Source organism: Caballeronia glebae (assembly GCF_001545035.1).
GTDB lineage: Bacteria > Pseudomonadota > Gammaproteobacteria > Burkholderiales > Burkholderiaceae > Caballeronia > Caballeronia glebae.
In genome coordinates this window covers 1-18913 of record NZ_FCOJ02000069.1, presented here as the reverse complement: position 1 = coordinate 18913, position 18913 = coordinate 1, and the positions used below count along the sequence as shown (strand labels likewise).

Annotated in this window: 25 protein-coding genes; 11 read left to right on the top strand and 14 right to left on the bottom strand. The window is 60.5% G+C overall.

Annotation, left to right across the window (positions count from 1 at the left end; all coding sequences use genetic code 11):
- The first annotated feature begins 110 nt into the window (after positions 1-110).
- From AWB82_RS31330 to AWB82_RS31320, 3 genes are all read left to right on the top strand, one after another.
- A complete protein-coding gene (locus tag AWB82_RS31330) occupies positions 111-1136 on the top strand; it encodes an IS110 family RNA-guided transposase (RefSeq protein ID WP_086973182.1) in 1026 nt (341 codons plus the stop codon).
- 389 nt (positions 1137-1525) lie between these two features.
- Positions 1526-1711 (top strand): hypothetical protein, encoded by a 186-nt coding sequence (locus tag AWB82_RS31325; protein ID WP_086973181.1) that lies wholly within the window; start codon positions 1526-1528, stop codon positions 1709-1711.
- A 58-nt stretch (positions 1712-1769) separates the two neighbouring features.
- A complete protein-coding gene (locus tag AWB82_RS31320) occupies positions 1770-2207 on the top strand; it encodes a response regulator (protein WP_143756938.1) in 438 nt (145 codons plus the stop codon).
- 49 nt (positions 2208-2256) lie between these two features.
- Here AWB82_RS31320 and AWB82_RS31315 read toward each other — a convergent pair whose 3' ends face one another.
- The 14 genes from AWB82_RS31315 to AWB82_RS31255 form a co-directional block, all read right to left on the bottom strand.
- Positions 2257-3339: a hypothetical protein gene (locus AWB82_RS31315; RefSeq protein WP_086973179.1), complete on the bottom strand. Its 1083-nt coding sequence runs from the start codon at positions 3337-3339 to the stop codon at positions 2257-2259.
- Between the two features lie 268 nt (positions 3340-3607).
- Positions 3608-3913 (bottom strand): hypothetical protein, encoded by a 306-nt coding sequence (locus AWB82_RS31310; protein ID WP_143756937.1) that lies wholly within the window; start codon positions 3911-3913, stop codon positions 3608-3610.
- 74 nt (positions 3914-3987) lie between these two features.
- Positions 3988-4818 carry a PRTRC system ThiF family protein gene (locus tag AWB82_RS31305; RefSeq protein ID WP_086973177.1) on the bottom strand — a complete coding sequence of 277 codons (831 nt, stop codon included), beginning with the start codon at positions 4816-4818 and terminating at the stop codon, positions 3988-3990.
- Entirely contained in the window at positions 4815-5471 is a 657-nt protein-coding gene (locus AWB82_RS31300; RefSeq protein ID WP_086973176.1) for a PRTRC system protein A, read from the bottom strand. Before AWB82_RS31300 ends, AWB82_RS31305 begins: the two co-directional genes overlap by 4 nt.
- Positions 5468-6199: a PRTRC system protein B gene (locus AWB82_RS31295; protein WP_086973175.1), complete on the bottom strand. Its 732-nt coding sequence runs from the start codon at positions 6197-6199 to the stop codon at positions 5468-5470. The genes AWB82_RS31300 and AWB82_RS31295 overlap by 4 nt, the downstream gene beginning before the upstream one ends.
- 13 nt (positions 6200-6212) lie before the next feature.
- The gene (locus AWB82_RS31290) at positions 6213-7352 is read right to left on the bottom strand and encodes a PRTRC system protein F (RefSeq protein ID WP_086973174.1); all 1140 of its coding nucleotides are present in this window, start codon (positions 7350-7352) and stop codon (positions 6213-6215) included.
- 99 nt (positions 7353-7451) lie between these two features.
- Positions 7452-7700 (bottom strand): PRTRC system protein C, encoded by a 249-nt coding sequence (locus AWB82_RS31285; RefSeq protein WP_086973173.1) that lies wholly within the window; start codon positions 7698-7700, stop codon positions 7452-7454.
- Between the two features lie 9 nt (positions 7701-7709).
- Positions 7710-8216 carry a PRTRC system protein E gene (locus AWB82_RS31280; RefSeq protein WP_086973172.1) on the bottom strand — a complete coding sequence of 169 codons (507 nt, stop codon included), beginning with the start codon at positions 8214-8216 and terminating at the stop codon, positions 7710-7712.
- 89 nt (positions 8217-8305) lie between these two features.
- Positions 8306-9973, bottom strand: coding sequence for a PRTRC system ParB family protein (locus AWB82_RS31275; protein WP_086973171.1), 1668 nt, complete (start codon positions 9971-9973; stop codon positions 8306-8308).
- 176 nt (positions 9974-10149) lie between these two features.
- The gene (locus tag AWB82_RS31270) at positions 10150-10848 is read right to left on the bottom strand and encodes a DUF7673 family protein (protein WP_086973170.1); all 699 of its coding nucleotides are present in this window, start codon (positions 10846-10848) and stop codon (positions 10150-10152) included.
- A gap of 317 nt (positions 10849-11165) precedes the next feature.
- Entirely contained in the window at positions 11166-11414 is a 249-nt protein-coding gene (locus AWB82_RS31265; RefSeq protein WP_086973169.1) for a hypothetical protein, read from the bottom strand.
- Positions 11415-11416: 2 nt separating this feature from the next.
- Positions 11417-13498, bottom strand: a complete 2082-nt coding sequence (locus AWB82_RS31260) for an SNF2-related protein (protein ID WP_327345805.1) — start codon at positions 13496-13498, stop codon at positions 11417-11419.
- Positions 13443-14537, bottom strand: coding sequence for a class I SAM-dependent methyltransferase (locus tag AWB82_RS39045; protein WP_327345803.1), 1095 nt, complete (start codon positions 14535-14537; stop codon positions 13443-13445). The genes AWB82_RS31260 and AWB82_RS39045 overlap by 56 nt, the downstream gene beginning before the upstream one ends.
- Positions 14538-14600: 63 nt before the next feature.
- Positions 14601-15080, bottom strand: coding sequence for a hypothetical protein (locus tag AWB82_RS31255; RefSeq protein ID WP_200818237.1), 480 nt, complete (start codon positions 15078-15080; stop codon positions 14601-14603).
- 44 nt (positions 15081-15124) lie between these two features.
- Between AWB82_RS31255 and AWB82_RS31250 the strand changes: the two genes are divergently transcribed.
- The 8 genes from AWB82_RS31250 (at position 15125) to AWB82_RS31220 (ending at position 18847) form a co-directional block, all read left to right on the top strand.
- Positions 15125-15892 carry a tyrosine-type recombinase/integrase gene (locus AWB82_RS31250; protein WP_086973168.1) on the top strand — a complete coding sequence of 256 codons (768 nt, stop codon included), beginning with the start codon at positions 15125-15127 and terminating at the stop codon, positions 15890-15892.
- A gap of 13 nt (positions 15893-15905) precedes the next feature.
- Positions 15906-16163: a hypothetical protein gene (locus AWB82_RS37415; protein ID WP_143756936.1), complete on the top strand. Its 258-nt coding sequence runs from the start codon at positions 15906-15908 to the stop codon at positions 16161-16163.
- Positions 16164-16393: 230 nt separating this feature from the next.
- Positions 16394-16843, top strand: coding sequence for a hypothetical protein (locus tag AWB82_RS31245; RefSeq protein ID WP_143756935.1), 450 nt, complete (start codon positions 16394-16396; stop codon positions 16841-16843).
- Positions 16840-17304, top strand: coding sequence for a hypothetical protein (locus AWB82_RS31240; protein ID WP_086973166.1), 465 nt, complete (start codon positions 16840-16842; stop codon positions 17302-17304). The genes AWB82_RS31245 and AWB82_RS31240 overlap by 4 nt, the downstream gene beginning before the upstream one ends.
- Positions 17305-17331: 27 nt before the next feature.
- Positions 17332-17787 carry a hypothetical protein gene (locus AWB82_RS31235; RefSeq protein WP_235023510.1) on the top strand — a complete coding sequence of 152 codons (456 nt, stop codon included), beginning with the start codon at positions 17332-17334 and terminating at the stop codon, positions 17785-17787.
- A 58-nt stretch (positions 17788-17845) separates the two neighbouring features.
- Entirely contained in the window at positions 17846-18166 is a 321-nt protein-coding gene (locus AWB82_RS31230) for a hypothetical protein (RefSeq protein WP_086973200.1), read from the top strand.
- Complete coding sequence (locus tag AWB82_RS31225; RefSeq protein ID WP_235023509.1) at positions 18144-18614, top strand: DUF7682 family zinc-binding protein; 471 nt, start codon at positions 18144-18146, stop codon at positions 18612-18614. Before AWB82_RS31230 ends, AWB82_RS31225 begins: the two co-directional genes overlap by 23 nt.
- Positions 18615-18661: 47 nt before the next feature.
- The gene (locus AWB82_RS31220) at positions 18662-18847 is read left to right on the top strand and encodes a hypothetical protein (protein ID WP_235023508.1); all 186 of its coding nucleotides are present in this window, start codon (positions 18662-18664) and stop codon (positions 18845-18847) included.
- The last annotated feature ends 66 nt before the right edge of the window (positions 18848-18913 follow it).

Sequence of the window (18913 nt, the reverse complement as noted above, 5' to 3'; positions counted from 1 at the left end):
CCAAAGGCCTCTTTGGAACGCTCCGAAGGGGCCTAATGAGATGGTCAGCCTGACCGAAATGGCCCGATCGGCTTACGCTGATCGGGCCATTTCCTTTTTCGGAGGCCATCATGACGAACGCGACGCTCATCGGTATTGATCTGGGCAAGCATTGCTTTTTCGTGCATGCGCAGGACGCACGCGGCACGCAGATCTGGCGCAAGAAGATGACGCGCAAGCAGCTCTACGCACGCCTGGCCACCTGTCCCGTCGCCGTTTTAGCGATGGAAGCTTGCGCTGGCGCGCATTGGCTGGCGCGCAAATTTCAGTTGTATGGACATCAGGTTCGCTTGATTGCGCCGCATTTCGTCAGGCCGTTCGTTAAGGGCAACAAGACCGACTTCGCCGACGCAGAAGCAATTTGCGAAGCCGCCTCTCGCCCCGCTATGCGCTTTGTCGTAGTCAAGACAGCCGAGCAGCAGACGTGGCTCGCGTTACATCGGGTGCGCGAATCGCTTGTCGGCGAACGCACGGCAACCAGCAATCAGATTCACGCTTTTCTGCTCGAATTCGGCATCGATCTGCCAATCGGCGCGCTGGCCATCACGCGCTTGCCGGTGCTTCTGGATGAGTCCAGGCACGCATTGCCGCCCACGATGGTGACCTTGTTGCTGCGCTTGCATCAGCGCTACGCAAGGTTGAGTCAGGAAATCGTCGAGCTTGAGACGCAAATCAAGCAGCAGACGCTCGAAGATGAAGCCGGCCAGCGCCTCCTCACAATTCCGGGAATCGGTCCTATCACCGCCAGCAGCTTGTTGGCAATGGCCGGCGACGCGCGTGCGTTCAAATGTAGTCGTGACTTCGCTGCTTCCTTGGGACTAGTGCCGCGCCAGCATTCGACCGGAGGCCGAGCGGCCCTCCTGGGGATCTCCAAGCGCGGCAACAAGCAGTTGCGCAGCCTGCTCGTCCAAGGCGCACGTGCGGTGATGCGATTTGCCGAGCAGCGAACGGATGCGCTCGGTCGCTGGCTGCAAGCCCTGCTGCGCCGCCGTCACAGCAATGTCGTCGCCTGCGCACTTGCCAACAAAATGGCCAGAATCGCTTGGGCGATTCTGGCCAAGGGTGGCGAGTACCGGGCGCAACCGGCTATCGCCTGAACAGCTTTCCCGCCTGCTTTTGCGACCACTGACCCGTGATGAAGATAAACGGCTCACGGCCCAACTGAAACCCTGAAATAAAATCCAGTCCTGCAGACTGAGGGCCTTTTGAGGACAGTTGGGTGCGGCTTCTCATCGAGGGCCGGGCGCTCTGATCCGCGCCCATTTCGAGCCCGGATACATTTGCGCAAGCCCTTTTATCTTAGGTCACAGATCGAGGTTGCAGAAATCAGGCTGACCATACATTTTTTTTTGGAAACGGGGCCACAAATAGTCCTGCGACCGCACCAAGCTTTCGCTTTCTCGCGCGCACCGCAATGCGTTTTCTGGGCGCCGCAGATCGCTCCGATACACTCCACGGCACCCAATAACGGCGGGAAGCGCGGCGCATGGACGAACCCTCCGAAATCATTTCCGTGCAGCACGAAGAAGGCGGCTGGATCTGGTCGATCACCGTTCCGGACCCGGCCGAACACCGGATGAAACTGTTCCGGCAATCGGCTCGGGCCTGCGCCACCTACGAGGCGGAGCTCGCGCTGGAAGAATTACGCGCCGCGGACGCCGGGAATAGCTAGGAACGGGCGTTGCGCTCACCTTTCGGACACCACCTAATAATCGTCCGAGGATCGCATCGTGAGCGCCGCGCCATCGACACCCTCGCTATGGACCACCCGCGCTTTCGCGCCGGTAACCCCGCCCGTCTGCGTTCTGATCGTGGACGATGATGGCGATGTAGCGGATGCCATGCAGGCCGTGCTGGAGACTGAAGAATTCGAAGCGCGGACCGCTGACTCGACCACGAGCCTTAGGCTTATCAGTGTCTGGATTCCTCACGTCGTCGTTCTCGATATCGAGATGCCGATCCAGAACGGCTTTGACCTCACGCGCACGATGCGCCAGATCGCGCACATGCGTCTGGTCCCGATCATCGCCCACAGCTCGCTTCCAGAAGAAGACGTCGTGGCCGAAGGCATGGCGGTCGACATGGATGCTTACTGCAGCAAAAGCCACCCGCCGACTGTCCTTTTGACTCTCCTTCACCATGTGGCGCCACTGGCGCTGGGGCCATAAAAGAAGCGCCACGTCCCGGAATTTCGGGTGCGTGGCGCTCGTCGAAAACTTAGGCGAGGCAGAGCGATAACTGAAGATCTGCCGCAAAGAACGCAGGATCTGGCGCCGCGCAGTCGCGCACCGCCGGAATCTCCCACTGTGCCTGCGCATCGCTCAGACCGCCCAGCCCGTATAGCAGCTGATCCTTATCTTCGCGTTGCAGCAAGTCACCAAACTCAAAGCTGAAAACATCGGGCGCCGCGCGACCATCGCCGACAATACCGAGCGCCCGGGCCATCTCATCGGCCTTTCGAACTCGCCATGCGTCCTCGCCTTCTGGCGATGGCGTCACGGTGATTCGAGCCGCCGACGGAACGGCAGAAGCGCTGCGCACGACATCACGAAACGCCGGAATCGCCCGCTTTGCAAAGCCCGGCGCTTCCATCTCGATCGGATAGGCGACCTCCGTGATGAACGAGCCAACGGCGTTGTACTGCCAGCCTGCATGCCGCCAAGGAGCCGAACCGATCGCAATCAACCGATTATCGCGATCGATCGCATGGCACCTGACTTCGGGCATCCGCTCCATCGCTGTCTTTGACGCCGGCGGCAAGGGAACGTCAATTTGCACGGTTCCGGTGTCGTACTCCTTGAGTATCCGCCACACGCTCAGCGGGCCCCGATTCCCGAAGATGGAAAGCAGGAGCTCGATGTCCGCGTGCAGCGAGACGCTGAGATTGCCCGCCGCCAGTGCATCCGCTTGTGCCTCGAAACCACCCCGAATCAGCGACAAGCGCACTTCCGCCAGCTGCGATTGTGGGACGGCCGAGTACGAGGATGTCGAGCACGAAAGCTCGATGCGCCGGTCCGGCAGCGTGAACGGCTTGGCAAGCTCACGCTGCCAGGAGGTGATGAAGTTTTCTGGCTTGATTGATCCAGCCTTGCTCCGCAGCATGCCGCCTTCACAACTCGACGCATGCGAAAAAAGCCTTCGCATGACATCGGCATAGTTGCCGAGCGCGACCGCTGACCAGTGGTCCTGATGCGGATAGACGTTCGACTCATAACCACGTTCGAATAACGCGTAGATCCACTCGCCGTCGGCCTTCTGAAATACCGATGCGCGCTTGCCGGTGAGAATTGATGAACTCATGTTTTGCTCCAGTTGATAGCGGAGCAGCCCTGACGGGGCTGCGTGCCCGCCAGGGATTCAGAGAAGACGCCCCCATGCGGGGGCGAGAGAAAGTTACGAGCTGCGAGGCATTGCGGCGTAGTCAGCCATCACCTGCAGACACCAGACGATGACGCCAAGCCAGACGATGTACGAGACGGCAAAACGACGCCGCGCTCACCGAATGCAACGCTCGCACCGAACATGGCAGCGCCTGCACTTGCGATAGCCGGCATGAGGTATTTCGTGACTACGTTGCGCACGCGCTGACGAACCAGCGAGCTCGGTCGTCCTCGCTTTTCGCAAATCGCTGATACGCTAGCGACGCGAAGAAAGCAGCAAGAATCGCAAACATCAAGTAGCCCAGATGCTCCGAAGCTTGATTTTCAATTTGCGAGAACTTCCCATAAAGCCACTCGCCGGCCCGCGACGACTGCGGAATCCAACGTACGCCGAGGCCCACCAGCAAACCGACAGCGGCGGGTTTCCATTGTTTGACGAAATACGTCACCGCTTTCAGCAGCGACAGGACCAACGTTAAAGCTGTTTGAAGCATTCGAGCTCCTATTGAAAAGGCCTTCCGGCACGGTTGGAGAACCGACTCTCTGGCGAGAGTCGGAATTGGTCTAGTTAGCCGGTTTTAGTCTTTCGACTTTTGCCGGCCTTCTTTTCGGGTGACGTCGGCACCGTATAGCCAAAGCGCGCCCAGGCGGCCGGGTCCAGCGTAATCGGGTTCGTCCGCCCCGTTGCGAGGTTGACGAACACGCCCGAGAACGGGACTGCACCGGTTCGAAACATGGTCCAGAGCAGGTTGAACGCTTGAACCGCGATGGCCTGATTGATGACCAGCGATTGCTTGCGCAGCGCCTCAGCCATCGAACAGGACGGCGTCTCGTCTTTCGCATCGAGCTTCACGTCGATCAACTCCGGAAACAACTCGCCGACATGCGGCAGCCGCTCCGGGTTTCTCTTCGTATAGCTCTTGTTGCAGACTTGACCGATCACGACCTGGCCGCGATCTGTGTCGTTGCTACAGTCGAGGTAATAAACCCCGCTGGTTTGCGCCGCGCTCACAATCGCGCGCCGTGCGGCACGCGTGTCCACGCAGCCGATCACGAGATCGACGTTATAGAGCGGATCGCCTGCACCGAAGCGGCGGGTTTGCGCCCGCCAGTTGGTACCCATCAGCGCATTGAGCCGATTGACGATGAGCGAAGCTTTGTACTCGCCCACGTCGTTCGGATAAAAGCCCTGCCGGCCGACGTTGGTCGGGCTGACCGTGTCATCATCGAACACCGTGCAGTCAATGCCGCCCGGGTGGCCGAGCTCCAGCATCGCGTGATGCAGGCGCGCCAAGCTCGGGAGCACCGCACTGCCGGTGCCCCCCGCTCCCACCACGACGACATTCCAGCTTCGCTCGAGCATCTGGGAAGGAAGCTGATGACGGATAGCGCTCGTCATGCCGCCTCCTTCAGCTTGGCCGCCGCGTACCAACTGCTCGGCAAGCGCTCGACGTCTTCGAAGATGCCCTTCGCACACAGCCGCATCGCCATGGTAGGAACCGATGATGCGCAGTTCCCAACGACGAAGGCGAACTTCGTCTCATGCCGGTCGTCATCGTCGTCTGTCGACGAGAAGAAGGCCGGGTGAGCACCGTGCGAATGACAGTCAATCACGCGCAGCTCGTCCGCCGAAAGATCCGGCCGCTCGTACTTCAGCGAGCCGGTGCCTTGCGAGAGCACCCTCACAGGCGCCAGACGAAACTGCTTCGTCTCGGCGTTCCAGACGATCCACGCACCCGTTTCCAGCGGATGCGCGGCGCGCGCCATCGTGACGAATTCGCCGATCAACTCGGGCGGCACGGCGCCACAACGCAACTCCGTCGATTCGGCCACTTTCCCGTATGGGATGGCGGTCGGGACGGTGTAGTGCGCAATGCGGCGAACGACCGAAAGCCACGGCAGATCGATTTCAAGAAAGACACCGTTCTCACCGATGATCAGTCGCTCGCCTGTCGACTGCATGGGCGCGACCGGCTCACGCCGGGGCACCATCACAGTCGGGAAGGAGCGCTGAAGCGCGGCATCGGCAGGATTCAAAGCACCAGCATTCATTTCAGATCTCCTTTTCTGCCAGCGATCAGCTCAGCGAGGGTTATGTCCATGGAAACGAGCGCATCTCTCGGGAACTGCTCGCCATACTTGCCGTCGAGCATGTCATTCCAGAACGCGAACTCCCCCTTGGGATGCGAAACACGTTGGTTGCCGTGATTGGGGTGCGTGAAGGCGGATTCAAAGAACCCGCTCTCCCATCCGGCGATCGACCCGATATCAATCCGCTTAGGCACAGTTGCCGACCCGATGCAGATCTTTCCCCAATCCCAAGTGTTAAAGTAAGGCGGTTCGTGCAGCATCGAATCAGGCGTTGGCCGGCTGGCTTCCTGCAGCGCGAACACGGAGAACCCGTTCGAAGCTGCACGAAACACCAACCCAGGGTGCGGGACGACCGCACTGCGCCGCCCGATCTCCGGACAGTCGAAGAAGACTCTTCGCATTGCCGGTCTGCACCACCACATCACCGCGTCTTGCGACACCGCGAGTACCGTTTCAGGCAGGAATTCCGCCTTCGGCCCGGCGTTATCAGCAAGCTCACGCAGGCAATCGAACAGCGCCATACGGTCGATCGGCCGTCCTGCGCCAATCGTCGCCCTCCCGCCCTTGTCTTGCGTTACCGGATGAACGGTGCCGTAGACAGCGCTTCGGTCCTGACGGCTGTAAAGTAAAATGGCACTGGTCGCGGCGAGTTCCTCGACGCGGTCCGAGCCGATATCAAGTCCTTTCATACAAAGCTCCTAGTTATGCCGCGAGACCCGCGATGACGCGGTCCAGTTGGCCAAGAATGGATAAGCCCTGCGACCAGTTCGCGTACTGCTGGCGGATGGCATCAGGTATGAAGGCAATCGGCGTGAAGCCGAGGTAGGTCGTGCCGTCGCCGGCGCTCGCGAGATACTCGTAGTGCGAGTCGAGCACTTCGCCGACGCGCTGGTCGTTCTGCACCGTGAGCGTGGCCGCTGCATACGCGCAACGGGGCCGATAATCGCAACCGAAGAGGCTGCGATTTCCGACCCGCTGCACCATCAGCGACAACTTTTCAAGCTCGGCGCAAATGCGACGCGTGCGACCCGACGTGAAGCGTTGAAGCCGCCTAAGCGCCGCGACACCAAGCGCCCGTTGAGGCAGATAGCGCCGACTCTTCGCATGCCACCGATACACGTCCATATCGTCAGGACAGAGCTGCGGACGCACAACGGAAGGGAGGTAATGCTCGATCTCTGCTTCGTCCTCTCCGAATCGGTCAGTCAGCGTCTCGCGCGCTTCCTCGTCGGTCGCTTGTGAGTCGCCATCCCAGAACCACGAGGCGAATTCGCCCAGGAACTCATCGGGCGTTCTGACCCAGATCGTGCGACCCGCTGCACGGTTGATGAGCACCATCGCCGTCGACACTAGCCGCGGATGAACATCCCGAAGCTCCGCGACACGCCGGCCGATCTCGAAGATGTTTTCCTCCGTGATCTCAATGCCGAGATACACGGGAGAGGTCGGATTGAAGTCGCTGCTGTCCTCCTGGTACTGGACAACCTCTTGCACGGCAGCGAGGTCACACAGCACGAAGTCGAAGCCGATGCAGTCAAGGCGCGGCATCTGACGCTTGGCCCACGCGAAAAAGCCGTGGGCAAGCGCATCACCCGCGCCCTTGAACTCCGGTACATCGCGCGGCCTCAGCACGCCCGAGTTGAACTGAGCGGAGATGAGACCGGCAACATCCTTTTCGGCGTTCCAACGCATCACTGCGCGCGTTTGAACGTCCGAACCGATGGCCGTCAGGCTCAGAAAATCATGGGCAGGTCGACGTCCGGCAGCGGCAGCGCGTCGCGGTTGCCAAGGCTCTCCCGAGACAGCGACTTCTGCACCAGACGGTCGAGGATCGAAGAACATTGCTCGATCTCCTTGTCATGAAAAAAAACCGCCCTTCCGGGCGGTTTCTGATGGGAAAGAGCCAGGTCCGGGTCGGACAAGGCTTTGAGAAGGTCGCGCTTACGCATGGGCGCTGCAGGGCTGCGTTGCGCGATGAGCTGCACCCTTGGCACCTGCGGCACGCACGAACGTGAAGCGCATGACTTCAGCTTCCGTCGTCGGTCCGTCGATGGCCGCGGTCGTCAGCTCTGGGTACTGCGCGGAGTAGAGATCGCGAACATCGTCGGGCGAGAAGGTCGGACCCGGATCGGGGAACGTCACACCGTTGTAGACGAACTCGCGCGTGAGCTTCGCAACTGAGATAGCCATGTCTGCTCCTTAGTCGAAAAGCGATGCGAGGTTGGTCCCGGTCTTGGCCGGCTCCGCCGATGCAGACGACGTCGGCGACTCCTTCGAAGCGGTGCTCCGCTCTTCGGCGTTGTCGTTGTCGCTGTCGCTGTCGCTCGCGTTCTCGCTGTCGTCATCCTCATCGCTGTCCGAGGCTGTGCTCGATCTGCCGGGCGCCGGCAAGGCGGGCTTGCTGCCCTTCGCCAGCGTCTTGGTCGCCTTCAAGACTTGCGTCGTCTTGGCGGCTTCGAGAATGGCAGTGGTTGCAGCGACTTGCTCGGCGAGCGATGCGTGCGCGCCGGTATAGGCCGCGAGCGCATCGACGAAGCCCGCGTCGAGCTCGGCCGCGCTTGCGGTGAGCGCGAGCGGCTGGAGCATGGCGGCGTCTTTCGCCGTGCCTTGCGGCATGACGCAGACGACCATGTCATCACCCTTCATCTGCAACGACAGCGTGAGCTTCGAGCAGTGACGCAGAAGCGGTTCAATAGCTACAAACATGGAAGACTCCGGCAAAGAAAAAAGACCGCCCGAAGGCGGTCAAAAAAGTTGGGAACTGCTATCGATGCGCCCTCTTGCGAGCGGCGCGTTTAAAACTTGAGCACCTTCGGAACCTTGCCCGTGTAGTCGAAGCCATCGACGGCGAGAAGCGCGTCGATCACCTCGGACTTGGACTTGCCGAAGACTTTCTTGAAGTTGTCGCCGAGCGCGGCGCGAATACCGAGTTCGTCAGCAACCACCATCATTTCCGACTTCGTGATCAGTTCCAGAAACTCCTTGCAGAGCTTCCAGTGCTTCGCGAGGTCGAGGCGATGGTGCTTGCACAGACGCGTGAGGTGCTGGACGTCGAGCCCCTGGATCGCAGCCACCGTCACACCGGTGACGGCATGTGCGAGCTTGGCGTCGTCAGCGGCCGCCGTAGACGCAACAGCTTTCGACACGTCGCCGGATGCGACCTGCTCCTCAGTAAGCTTCTCCCAGATGCCAGCCAGCGTCTTTTGATCGACGCAGCGCATCTGGTCGGACAAGGCGATCGCAACAAGGTATCGCTGGGCAAGCCCAGGATCCGCGCCGACTTCACGGCGCAGGGCTTTGCGCCACAACGCCACGCGATACTGTTTGATCTTGTCCGACTCGGAAACCACCGTTGCCGGCGGATTACTCGTCGTCGCCGGCGCGGCGGCGGCACCCTTTGCTGCCGCAGGCTGCGCTTTCGCGCCTGCCTTCGCCTCAGCTTTCGGCTGCGTCGCGGCTTTCACGGCTTGCAGTTGCGCCGCCACCTTCTTCATGTTGCAGACGGTGTCGAAACATTGGCCACGATAGACCTTGCCGATCGAGTCAGGCAGACCGCTCACCGCCGCGCCGTAGCTCTGGCACGCGTGACACGCCTTCGCCTGCTCTTCGCCAACGCCTTTCGGGCCGTCAACCGAGAGTTGCACGCGCGTGTGATTGTCGCCAGCACGCACGATCTTCACGACCGGATATTCGTCGCGCAGGCCAGCGGCCGTTGCATCGAGCATCTTTTCGGTCTTCTCGTTGTAGCAGGTGCGGTTCGTACAGTTTCCGGTGCCAAGGGACTCGCCGAACATCTCGCCCTGCGTGGACGAGTTGTGCGGGCATCCGGCGCAGTCGGCCTTGTCGAAGATCGCTGCGCCCAACGAACAGGCGACCTGTTCGATGGTTTTCTTGACCTCCGCGACCGGCTTGCCTTCCTTGATAATCACCGGCAACAGCTTGTCCTGCGTCTCTTTGGGAAGCGCAGCAAGCAGCTCGGCGTGACCGAGAAGGATCTGCCGCGTACTGAGCGCCTCGAGCACGGGAGTGCTGCAATTCATCAGCGCGAGACGCTTATCCAGCGTCGCACGCGACCAGCCGAAGATACGCGCCACTTCATCGCGATCGCCTTTGCACAGCCCGACCTGCTCGGCTGCGGCAATGGCTTCTTCGGCCGGCGACATGTCGGCTCGCTGAATGTTCTCGATGATGGCGAGTTGCTTCGCTTCGACTTCATCGATGTCTCGAACGACGACGGGGATCTCATAGTCCTCGCCATGCGCCGCAAGCGCCGCCTTATATCTGCGGCCGCCTGCGACGAGGCTGAAGCCGCCGTCAGCGAGCGTTCGCACGATAACAGGCTGAATGACGCCTTTTTCGCGCACAGACGCGGTCAGCTCTTCCATCTCCGCCGCATCGAAATACTTGCGGGGATTGATGCTGACCTGGATATGCTTGAGGGCGAGAGTAGGTTGTTGTTGCATTGCAGGGCTCTGGAGAGGGAACCTGCCCCTTTGGGAGTGGTTCCCAAAGGGTTGAACAACGTGGGCTGACGGAAGTCAGCGCGGGGTCGATGCGTCAATGACGCGGGTAATGGAGCAAAGATAGCGGCTTACTTTGCGGGCAGAGCCAATCAAAGCTCGCGATTTCATACCGTCTTTCAAAGCCAGGCGGGTCGCGGCTCATTGTCGTCTGCATCCAACGGCTTGCCGCGCGTCCACGCAAGGCGATGAACCGACACGAGGTCCGCCGCTAGCCGTTCTGAATCGGCCGCCGAGAGCGCGAGGCCGACTGTCCGAACGTCGTCAGCACCGACCGCGACTTTGACGAACAAGGTTACATCTCGATATCCGGGGGCGTCCAGCTTGTTGTCGTACTGACACGAATGAACCAGGTCGTCGTGCGGCAGCGGCGTGTGCGCCGGTTCGTCAGCCAGCCCCCATCGTCTGATCATCGCCTGCCACCGGGTATCCCCATCGGGAAAGTAACGATGTACTTCCGTTGCGTGCTGACTGTCCAGCCGCAGCACTTGCATGCAGTGCTCCAGCAGATCGTCGTCGAGCCGTCGAAAGTCCGTGAGACTGAACGGGAAGTCGTCGCCGTTGTAGAGGCCTGCCAGGAACTGAGCAGCGACGCGCGCCTGCCCAGAACTGCCCTCCGCCACTTCAAGAAGATAGGCGAGCGAATCCAAGCTCGCGTCGCGATCCTGAGCGCGTATCTCGGCCGCTCGCTGCGCGGGGGTCATTCCGCCCGCTGCCTTTGCGAGGAAGTCTTCAACGGTCTGCGCAAGTGCTTCGGCTAAATGGGTTGGGACGGTAAAGGCGATCGATCGGGTGCTGGGTATTGACGAATTACTCATTGCATTGTCGTGGCGTAGTGGACGCTCCAAATCGCGCCTGTTCGCATAATGCCATGAGCGAAAAAGTGCGCCGGCAGAACGCCGGCGCCCAAGACAGTCGGCGCATAACCGGGGGACGCCAGACCGCGAACGGAGCGTATTGGCTTCTAGGGCCCGATGATGCGGCGCAGCGAACACTCGCGCTCGCGATGGCGAAAACACGCCGACACGTGGCCGAACGGTCGTGAGATTTCGCGCTCGGGCGAAAAAAAACCCGGCTCGAAAGCCGGGTTGCGATTAAAGGATGTGGAAAGCGGCACCCGAGGATGCCGCTGTAGTTAAGCCGTCGCGCCAGTAATGGGCGACAGCGATCGAGACAGCAAAGTCGTGACGGCACCCGCCAATGTCCACTCGCCAAACTGTTGCTCGTGGCTTTCATGAACGAGGCGGTCGAGGCACAGCACCTCAACGCCATCGGCTTCCACCTTGCCCAGGACCTTCGCCAGCACTGCGCGATTGGAGCCTTCACGTTTGACCGTGACGACGCCCTCTCCGACCAACACCGACACATTCGAGTCTTTAGGCATTTTTAAGCTGCCTCCTTCAAAAGTTTGCCCATGTCGACCGAGGTCTCGGCCGCCAGCGATGCGAGGTCATCCACGAAGCGATCCAGTAACGAGTCCATGTGCAAAAAGGTCTCGTCATCCAGCTCCGGCGTCGCCCAGTCCAGTCCCGCCTGCGTAGCGTCGCGCTTGTGCGCGACCATCTGCTCCTGATACTCGTCGATGCTCCCTGGGAGATGAAAATAGACTACCTTCAACACGCCCTTCCGATTCCAGCGCAGCGCGCGCCGCATCGCCTGATACTCGATGCGCCACGTCCACGAGCGGTCGTAGAAGAGGATGTAGTCGGCGTTCGGCAGGTTGTAGCCCGCGCGGCCTGATGCCTTGGTGGCCATCAGTCCGGTTGCCAGTCCGCCCAAGAACCGCTTGTCCTTATCGGCCACGCGACGCTTGATCGGAATCTCGCCGTGAAACGGGACTGTCTGCACGCCATGCGCATCGAGCTCACGCGCCAAAAGATCGAGCACGCCGGGATTCTCGGCAAACACGATCGCTTGCTTGCCTTCCGCCGCGATCGCGCGCATGCGCGCAACAATCGCACGCTGCTTGCTTGTCATCCCGCCGATGTATTCGACACCGTCAATTCCGAACTGAGGATAATTGGCAGCGAAGTGAACGGCACGGATACGAGCGAGGATGGTCTCCAGATTGCACGTCTTCTTGTCATCGCGTGACGAGCGATACCAATCAGCGAACTCGTCGGCCGCGCGCAGATACGCTGCCAGATGGCCGCGATCCCATTCGACCGTATCCACCTCGAATTCAGGCGGCTCGATCTGGATATAGCGCGACACTTCCGGCTCAGCAACAAGGCGGCGTTTGACGTGGGGAGCCAACATCGCGCGGTACCGTTGGAGGTTACCGATCTTCGGCACTTCGCGTTTTGCCCCTTCCTGCAGGCTCTCCGCGAACTGCCACGTCACCCACTCCAACACCACGAAGTCATCCCTGAATCGATCGACGCCGCGCATCGCGTACTCCACCGAGTTGATCCAGTTTTGCTCCAGGTAGCCAACGCGGTAGCCATACGGTTGTGCCGCCGTCCCATCACCGCCCGAGAACGCGATCAAACCGAACGCGTCTCTTGGGTAATTCGGAATCGGAGAGCCTGTCAGCACGAAGCGCCGCCGCGCGGAGAGTTCCCAAAGCGCACGGCTCTGGTCGCTCGTCGGGTTAGCGAGACGTTCACCTTCGTCGGCCACCAGCAGGCCGATACGACGACGAAGCCGGTGCGCATATGTCACGCGCGCCGAAGCCGACCTATCGACTGGCATCCGCAGCCGCTCATACGCGATCAGATTGAACCGCCGCAAATCGCTCAGATCCGCCGCGGATTCGATTACCTTTACCCGGTCCGCTTCGATCGGCAACTGCGCGATCTCGTTAAGCATCTCGGCAATGAGGCGGGATTCGACAACGATGAGGCCGTGCTTGACGCCCGATACGAGAATAAGCGCCAAGGCGAGACGGGACTTGCCGCAACCCTGCTCCCACGCGACGACGCATCCTGTCGGTTTGAGCAACGTTTCAACCAGATCGTCGACCTGAAACTTCCAGTCGAGCCACTGGTCAACGCCCAGCGCCTTCACTCGCGAGCGCAGGGCCGCCGCTTGCTCCGGATAGCGCGCGCACAATCCTTCGTGCACCACTTCCCAGCCTTCGCTGACGTTCTCCACCGCGAAGCGCGCATTGAGCTCGTCGACCGAGAGGTGATACGGCACGCCGTGCAGGGCGTATCGATATCGCCCATCGTCAACTCGTTCGAACTCGACAGCGTCACCGGCCTTGATCAGCGGGCTCGCCCATCGCGTCGCATCGACCTTGTGAGTCTCCTTCGCCGTTCCGCTCACCACGTCTCGCGAACCGGCGCCGGTGGTCCAGGCCACGTGCCGCAGCGGTATTGCCTGCCGCACGCTGCGCCGCATACGTCTGCGGAAGTGCTCCATGAAGCCAGGAGCGAGTTGCGGCTCGCCACCAACGCTGCGGATTCGATCAAGCAACTGATCGAAGGCCGCGACCGGATCGTCCTGCACCAGATACGTTTCCATATCCAGCACGCCCTTGGCCCGAGTGACGGAAGCCGCGCGGCAGCCGATGGCCGTCACGCGAGTAGATGCGCTTCACGAGAACCGCGTTGAGCACCATCGCCTCGTTGAAGCCGCAAGCGGAGGACAAGCGAATGCGCCGGCCATCGTGCGACACCTTGACCGACTTGTCGCCCGTGACTGCGCGCGTGATGAACGGCACGCTGTCATCGAGCTTCTGCAGTCGCAACCGCGCCTCACCGAAAGACCGCTCTTCGAAGTGCAGCCTGAGATCCGGCCCAGGCTTCGAGAGGTCCTCGACGACCGCGCGCACGAAGTCCGACGGACGATCGCGGTAGCGGTCGAACACGACCACGGCCGTGCGCACGTTCGGGCCTTCCAGCTTAAAGGCATCCGCCGGCAGCTCGAACAGCCCTGCGGCACGGCGCTTCAACCTGTCGCCCTGCTCGCCCGCGACCATCGACTCGGCAGTCGTGATCGGGAGGAGCGCGACGACGACGTTTGCCGCCTCCAGCGCCTGATGCACTGAATAGTCATGGCTCAACGCGCTGGTGTGCGCACCGTACCGGCCCCAAGTCGTACATTCGAGGGGCTGCAGATTCGGCGATTCGAGATGGATCGAGAACGGCGGATTGATCAAGGCGATATCGAAGCGCGTCGGATGGATATCCTCCATTCCAGCCAGCCTGAACTCGCAATGAAAACCTGCGTCCTCGAATACCTTCTGGCACTGCTGGATGACATCAGCGTGGACATCGACGCCATACACGGCATGACGTTCCGGGTCCGCGTACTGCAGTAGCCGTCCCGAGCCCACCGAATTGTCGAACAGACGAATGCGCCGATCGATATGCCAACCACTCACGAAGCTCCACATGAATGCAGCGATCGCATCCGGCGTGAAGAACTGCCCGAGGTTTAGCCGCCGTGCCGCGGCGAGTTCGCCCTGATGGGCGATCGACGGTGCCTGCGATCCCAAACTTCGGATCGCCCGTAACGGTTCATACCAGTCGGGCGCGAACGAAAACAGATTTCTCTGCATGAATTGCCTCTAGAAAAGAAAAGACCCGCCGAAGCGGGTCAAAAGGATGGGATGGTGGACGCGTCAATACCGGTCGCGCGAGGCGAGGTATTCCGCACCGAACTCACTAATGAAGAGGGACAACGCGTCGCCCACGTCGTGAGCAAATTTAAACTGCCATTTGTCGTTGAACATCACGATCTCCAGCCCGGTGAAGGACAATTTCTCGCGGGTGGAAAACGTGAGCCGGTGGACGCTGAAGTTGCGTAGCTGCATCGCCAGCGCCCCGAACTGGTGCTTCTTTGCGAAGGTCGCCAGGCCGTCGAAGGTTGAAACTACCGCCTGCTGAGAGGAGTAGTACACCTCTCGATGACCCTTCGAGTGAAAGGAAGATTGTGAAGTGACGCGCTTTTCCAAGATGACGGCGCTGCTGGTGCGCTTGATCTCGGTGTCAGGTTTGAGCCAAAAGCCGTTGATGATGGCTTTCGCGGCCTGCTCGAACGCGACGCGCTCACCAGCTTCACCGCCGAAGGTTCCTTCGAGGTGCTGCCAGAAACCGTCCAAGTCCGGGATGTTGCGCTCTCTCAGATCCGCTATTCCCGCGCCGCATCCTCGATGCCGGCCGTGCGGCCGGTTGGGGCCTGCGCGACCAGCTGGTCACGCGTCTGCTGTTCGAGACCGGCGCGCGGATCAGCGAGGTATGCGGCTTGACTCTGGGTGACTGGCATAGCCATGGATTGCGCCGCGAGGTTAGCGCTTTCAGTAAAGGCAGCGGTCAACGGCGAGTTAAGACACTGCGCTTCAGCGAAGCGTCTGCCAAACTGCTGCGCCGGTATGTGGATCACGACCGCTGTGCTGTCGATCCCGATCACTGCAATCTGGCCGATTACCTCACCCACGACGCACCTGCACGGTGGTCCATCAGGCCACTTTTCCTGACCTCACACCATACCGCGCTGACCGCGGCCACCTTCCGCGATCTCGCGTCGCGCCCCGCGTGTCGCCGAGCCAACATCAGCGCAAATGTCCATCAAACACGGCATTGGTATGTCACGCAAGCGATGCGAGAAATCTACCGCACGTTTGCCGCTGGCCTCGCTCGCGACCGTGCCATTGACGCCCTTATCACGTACATGAACTGGCGTAGCGGACGCGCGACGCTTGAGCGCTACGATCACTACTTCCGCGACATTGAGCATGCGGACCTTCAGAACACGCTGCATGCAACCATTGATCGTACATTGCGCGCGCGTAAGCCGAACTTCGACCTTCCGAGCTCCCCCATCGCACCACGCTCGGTGCCGGATATCGTGGCAGATCCACACTGGCAATTCCTTCAGCATCTGGGAGGTGCGAACGATGAACTCCCGCCGTGAAACACGAGTCGACATGCGAATTGACCAGTTTCAGTCACTGCCTGACCTGCCACGGCTGATCAAGCATGCACCCGCGACTGAAGGTGATATGCAGAGTGGCGCCGAACTTGGACGGGTACCGCCTCCCGTCGTTCACTATCTGCTGCGTCATGTACTCGACAAACCGTGGTACGGTCATCTTGCGCTAGCAGCGCTCGTGATGGCGGCACAGCGCTATGAACACAGCACGATCTACAGCGCGGTGTCGATAGTGAGCGCGAAAGAGGCATGAAAACGTATCTCTTTCCGTCTCCCCTACTGCATCCGGTCGTGGGGCCGCCGGTGCAACGGCCGATGTCCGCATCCGAAAGGGGTAACTATTTGCGTCTCTTTAAGCGATGTACTGCTTTCCTCGTAGGGACAGAATGACTCTGTGCACGCACGCGCGTGAGATCAGTTACAGACGCTATGAAAGTTAGTCACATCGCGACCATCGCGTTCCTTAGCGCATCCGCAATCGGCTTGACCGCAGCGGTTAGCCTTGTTGCGCGCCAGTTCACCATCGAACGGTCGACCGTTCAAGTCGTCGTCGATACAACCATTGCCGCACGACTTCAGGGGCTGTCCGACGCGCTCGATCACGTCCCGGTGGCCGAGCGTCCCTCGTTACTGTCGAAATTCGGCTTCAAGGACGAGACGGCGCTCGTCGCCGCCTTGTCGGCGCAGGGGCGCGAACTGAGCTGCGCAGAGCAAATCCGCGCCGCGGAACTTGCACTCAACGACAAGCGATTGGCAGCGCTGCTGGCGGCATGCGGCTTTGGCGCGATCGTGTCGATCATGGGTGTCGTTACGATTTACGACGCGCACGTGACTCGTAGCCGACGCTTGTCGAAGTCCGTGACGATTGCCGCCTCGCGCGCCCCGATGTTGATGGGAAGCGCTTGCCGCCGCAAACTCCGACGGCTTCTATGATCGAGTCAAGCAATGGGCTCAGCGCGACCATTTCGCGCGGCCCCACCTCGCCTTACGAATACGAGATGAATCTTATCGTTGTCAGCTTTGAAGACTTCACGAAAGATCCTGGCGGTGCGCGTGCCGATTCAGTACCGTCGGCGGGCTTCCCCGACAGTTGGATCGACGCGCTGGTCGGGACCGGATCTGTGTTTTCGCGCGATGACGCCGCACCCGGCACCGTTAAGACTATCGGCCTTCGCTTTCCGAGCGGCGACCACGCGGAGCAGTTCTGCGCGAGCGTCCGCAAAGTGGCCAATCTCCTCGGGACCCGCGCCCACATCCACAAGGTGCCTGCCGATCAGGTCACACTCACGCTGAGTGAGGCGGCACGACATCGCGCTGGATACCGCCCGCCGACCTCGCGTCGCTCGGCGATGCCATCCGAAGACTTGACGACCAACCTTTTTGGGTTACTTTGAGCGCGTTCAAAACTGTCGGGCTATCTCATGACCAACTCCTTGCGTCTCGAGCGTGCAGTTGCGCGTGACGCCGACTGGCAAGTGAATTACCCCGCACTGGCGATGGCGAGCACAATTGACGCTGTCGACGAGCGACGCAGACAGATCGTCGTTGCCGCCGCTGACGAAACGGCCCTGCGCGCGGAGTTCTTCGGCTCGCTCGGCGCGATCCTAGACTTTCAGGCGACCTGGGACGAACTCGATACGTCAGCCAAGGGTGGCTCGCTTTCACCGTCCGTTGGAATCGGTGGTGGCTACCGAATGCTGATCATGCGCGGTGGATCAAGCGGCACGCGTTCGAGCCAACCGACCTCCGCTTCGCAAACCGGGACTTTGCAGCGGCTCCGAGTAGCACTGCCTCTTTTCGGCAATACCTCGATGTCGTTGAGCACCACTATTGCCGCGACGATACGAGTTCACGCCTACTTTTCCCAGCGAACGTGATCGCAGACGTGGGTACCGAAGTCATCGAGACCAGCGCACGCCGCGCATGACGGCGTCGATGTCCAAGGTCATTCCGTTCAAGAGGCTAACCGTCGCTCGTAGCACGCGCGGCGACGCCGAGGCCAACTGCGCACATCGAAATTTGCGACTCGCCGAACGTAACGGGATCGTCACCTGCGCCGATTGTCTCGCCACAACACTTGATCCGCTTTCCGCGCTCGTGATGCTCTCTGGGCAATACTCCCTTGCCATGAGCCAGATTCATCGGCTCACCGCTCGCATCAGGCTCGCTGACGCTCAAATCCTTGAGCTGTCACGGGAGCTCGATGCAATGTCACAGGGCGAAAGACCTCAGAATGCGTCGCCTACCCACACTTGACCAACGGTCGATCGGTGGTGCAATAGGGTCATCAACGACTCAAGAATCCACCATAAAGCGAACATTCGATTGCGGTCACAGTGGCAAGGGCAAGTACTGCCATTCGTGCGCGGCAGCAGAAAAGCAGAAAGCCCAAAATCGTCTCGCGCTCGAAGAAAAGCGCGCGGCCAAGCGAGTGTCTACTGTCGACGATCCCATCGACTTGTCCATGGTCCGGCACCTCTCCGCTGTTCAACGAGAGGCAAGAGACTTACTCGCCAAGGTGAGCAGCGGCGTCCATCCATTCTCGCTCGACGGCAAGTTCATCAAGTCGTCGGCTGGCAAACTGGTACCCGTTCCAGTTGGCCGATCGTACCGGCTTCTCTTTGATGCCCCATCACTGGCACCGCTGCGCCTCGTCAGCCACGAGGACTACAATGCGATCACGGCGAACCGAGTAGCGGCGTAACACATCCCGAACAGACGTATCGCGCCGCACTTCCCCCAAGGAGGGACATGGCGATGAAGGTCAGTCCAAGCCTCGCGTTGAGAACCGCGATTAACGCATTGCGGGACATTGTCGAAAGTGAGCGTATGCCAAACGGCATCCCACTCGGTGAAGATGAACGCGAGTTGCATCGACTATCCGCCGATGAACTCGAAAAGCAACTTGTGGCACTGAAAGGTCTAGCAGGTTGCTGAAGTACCGACGGTTCATGTCATCGCGGAAGTGCGCTGATGCGTTGATATTAGGCCCATCACTTGCCC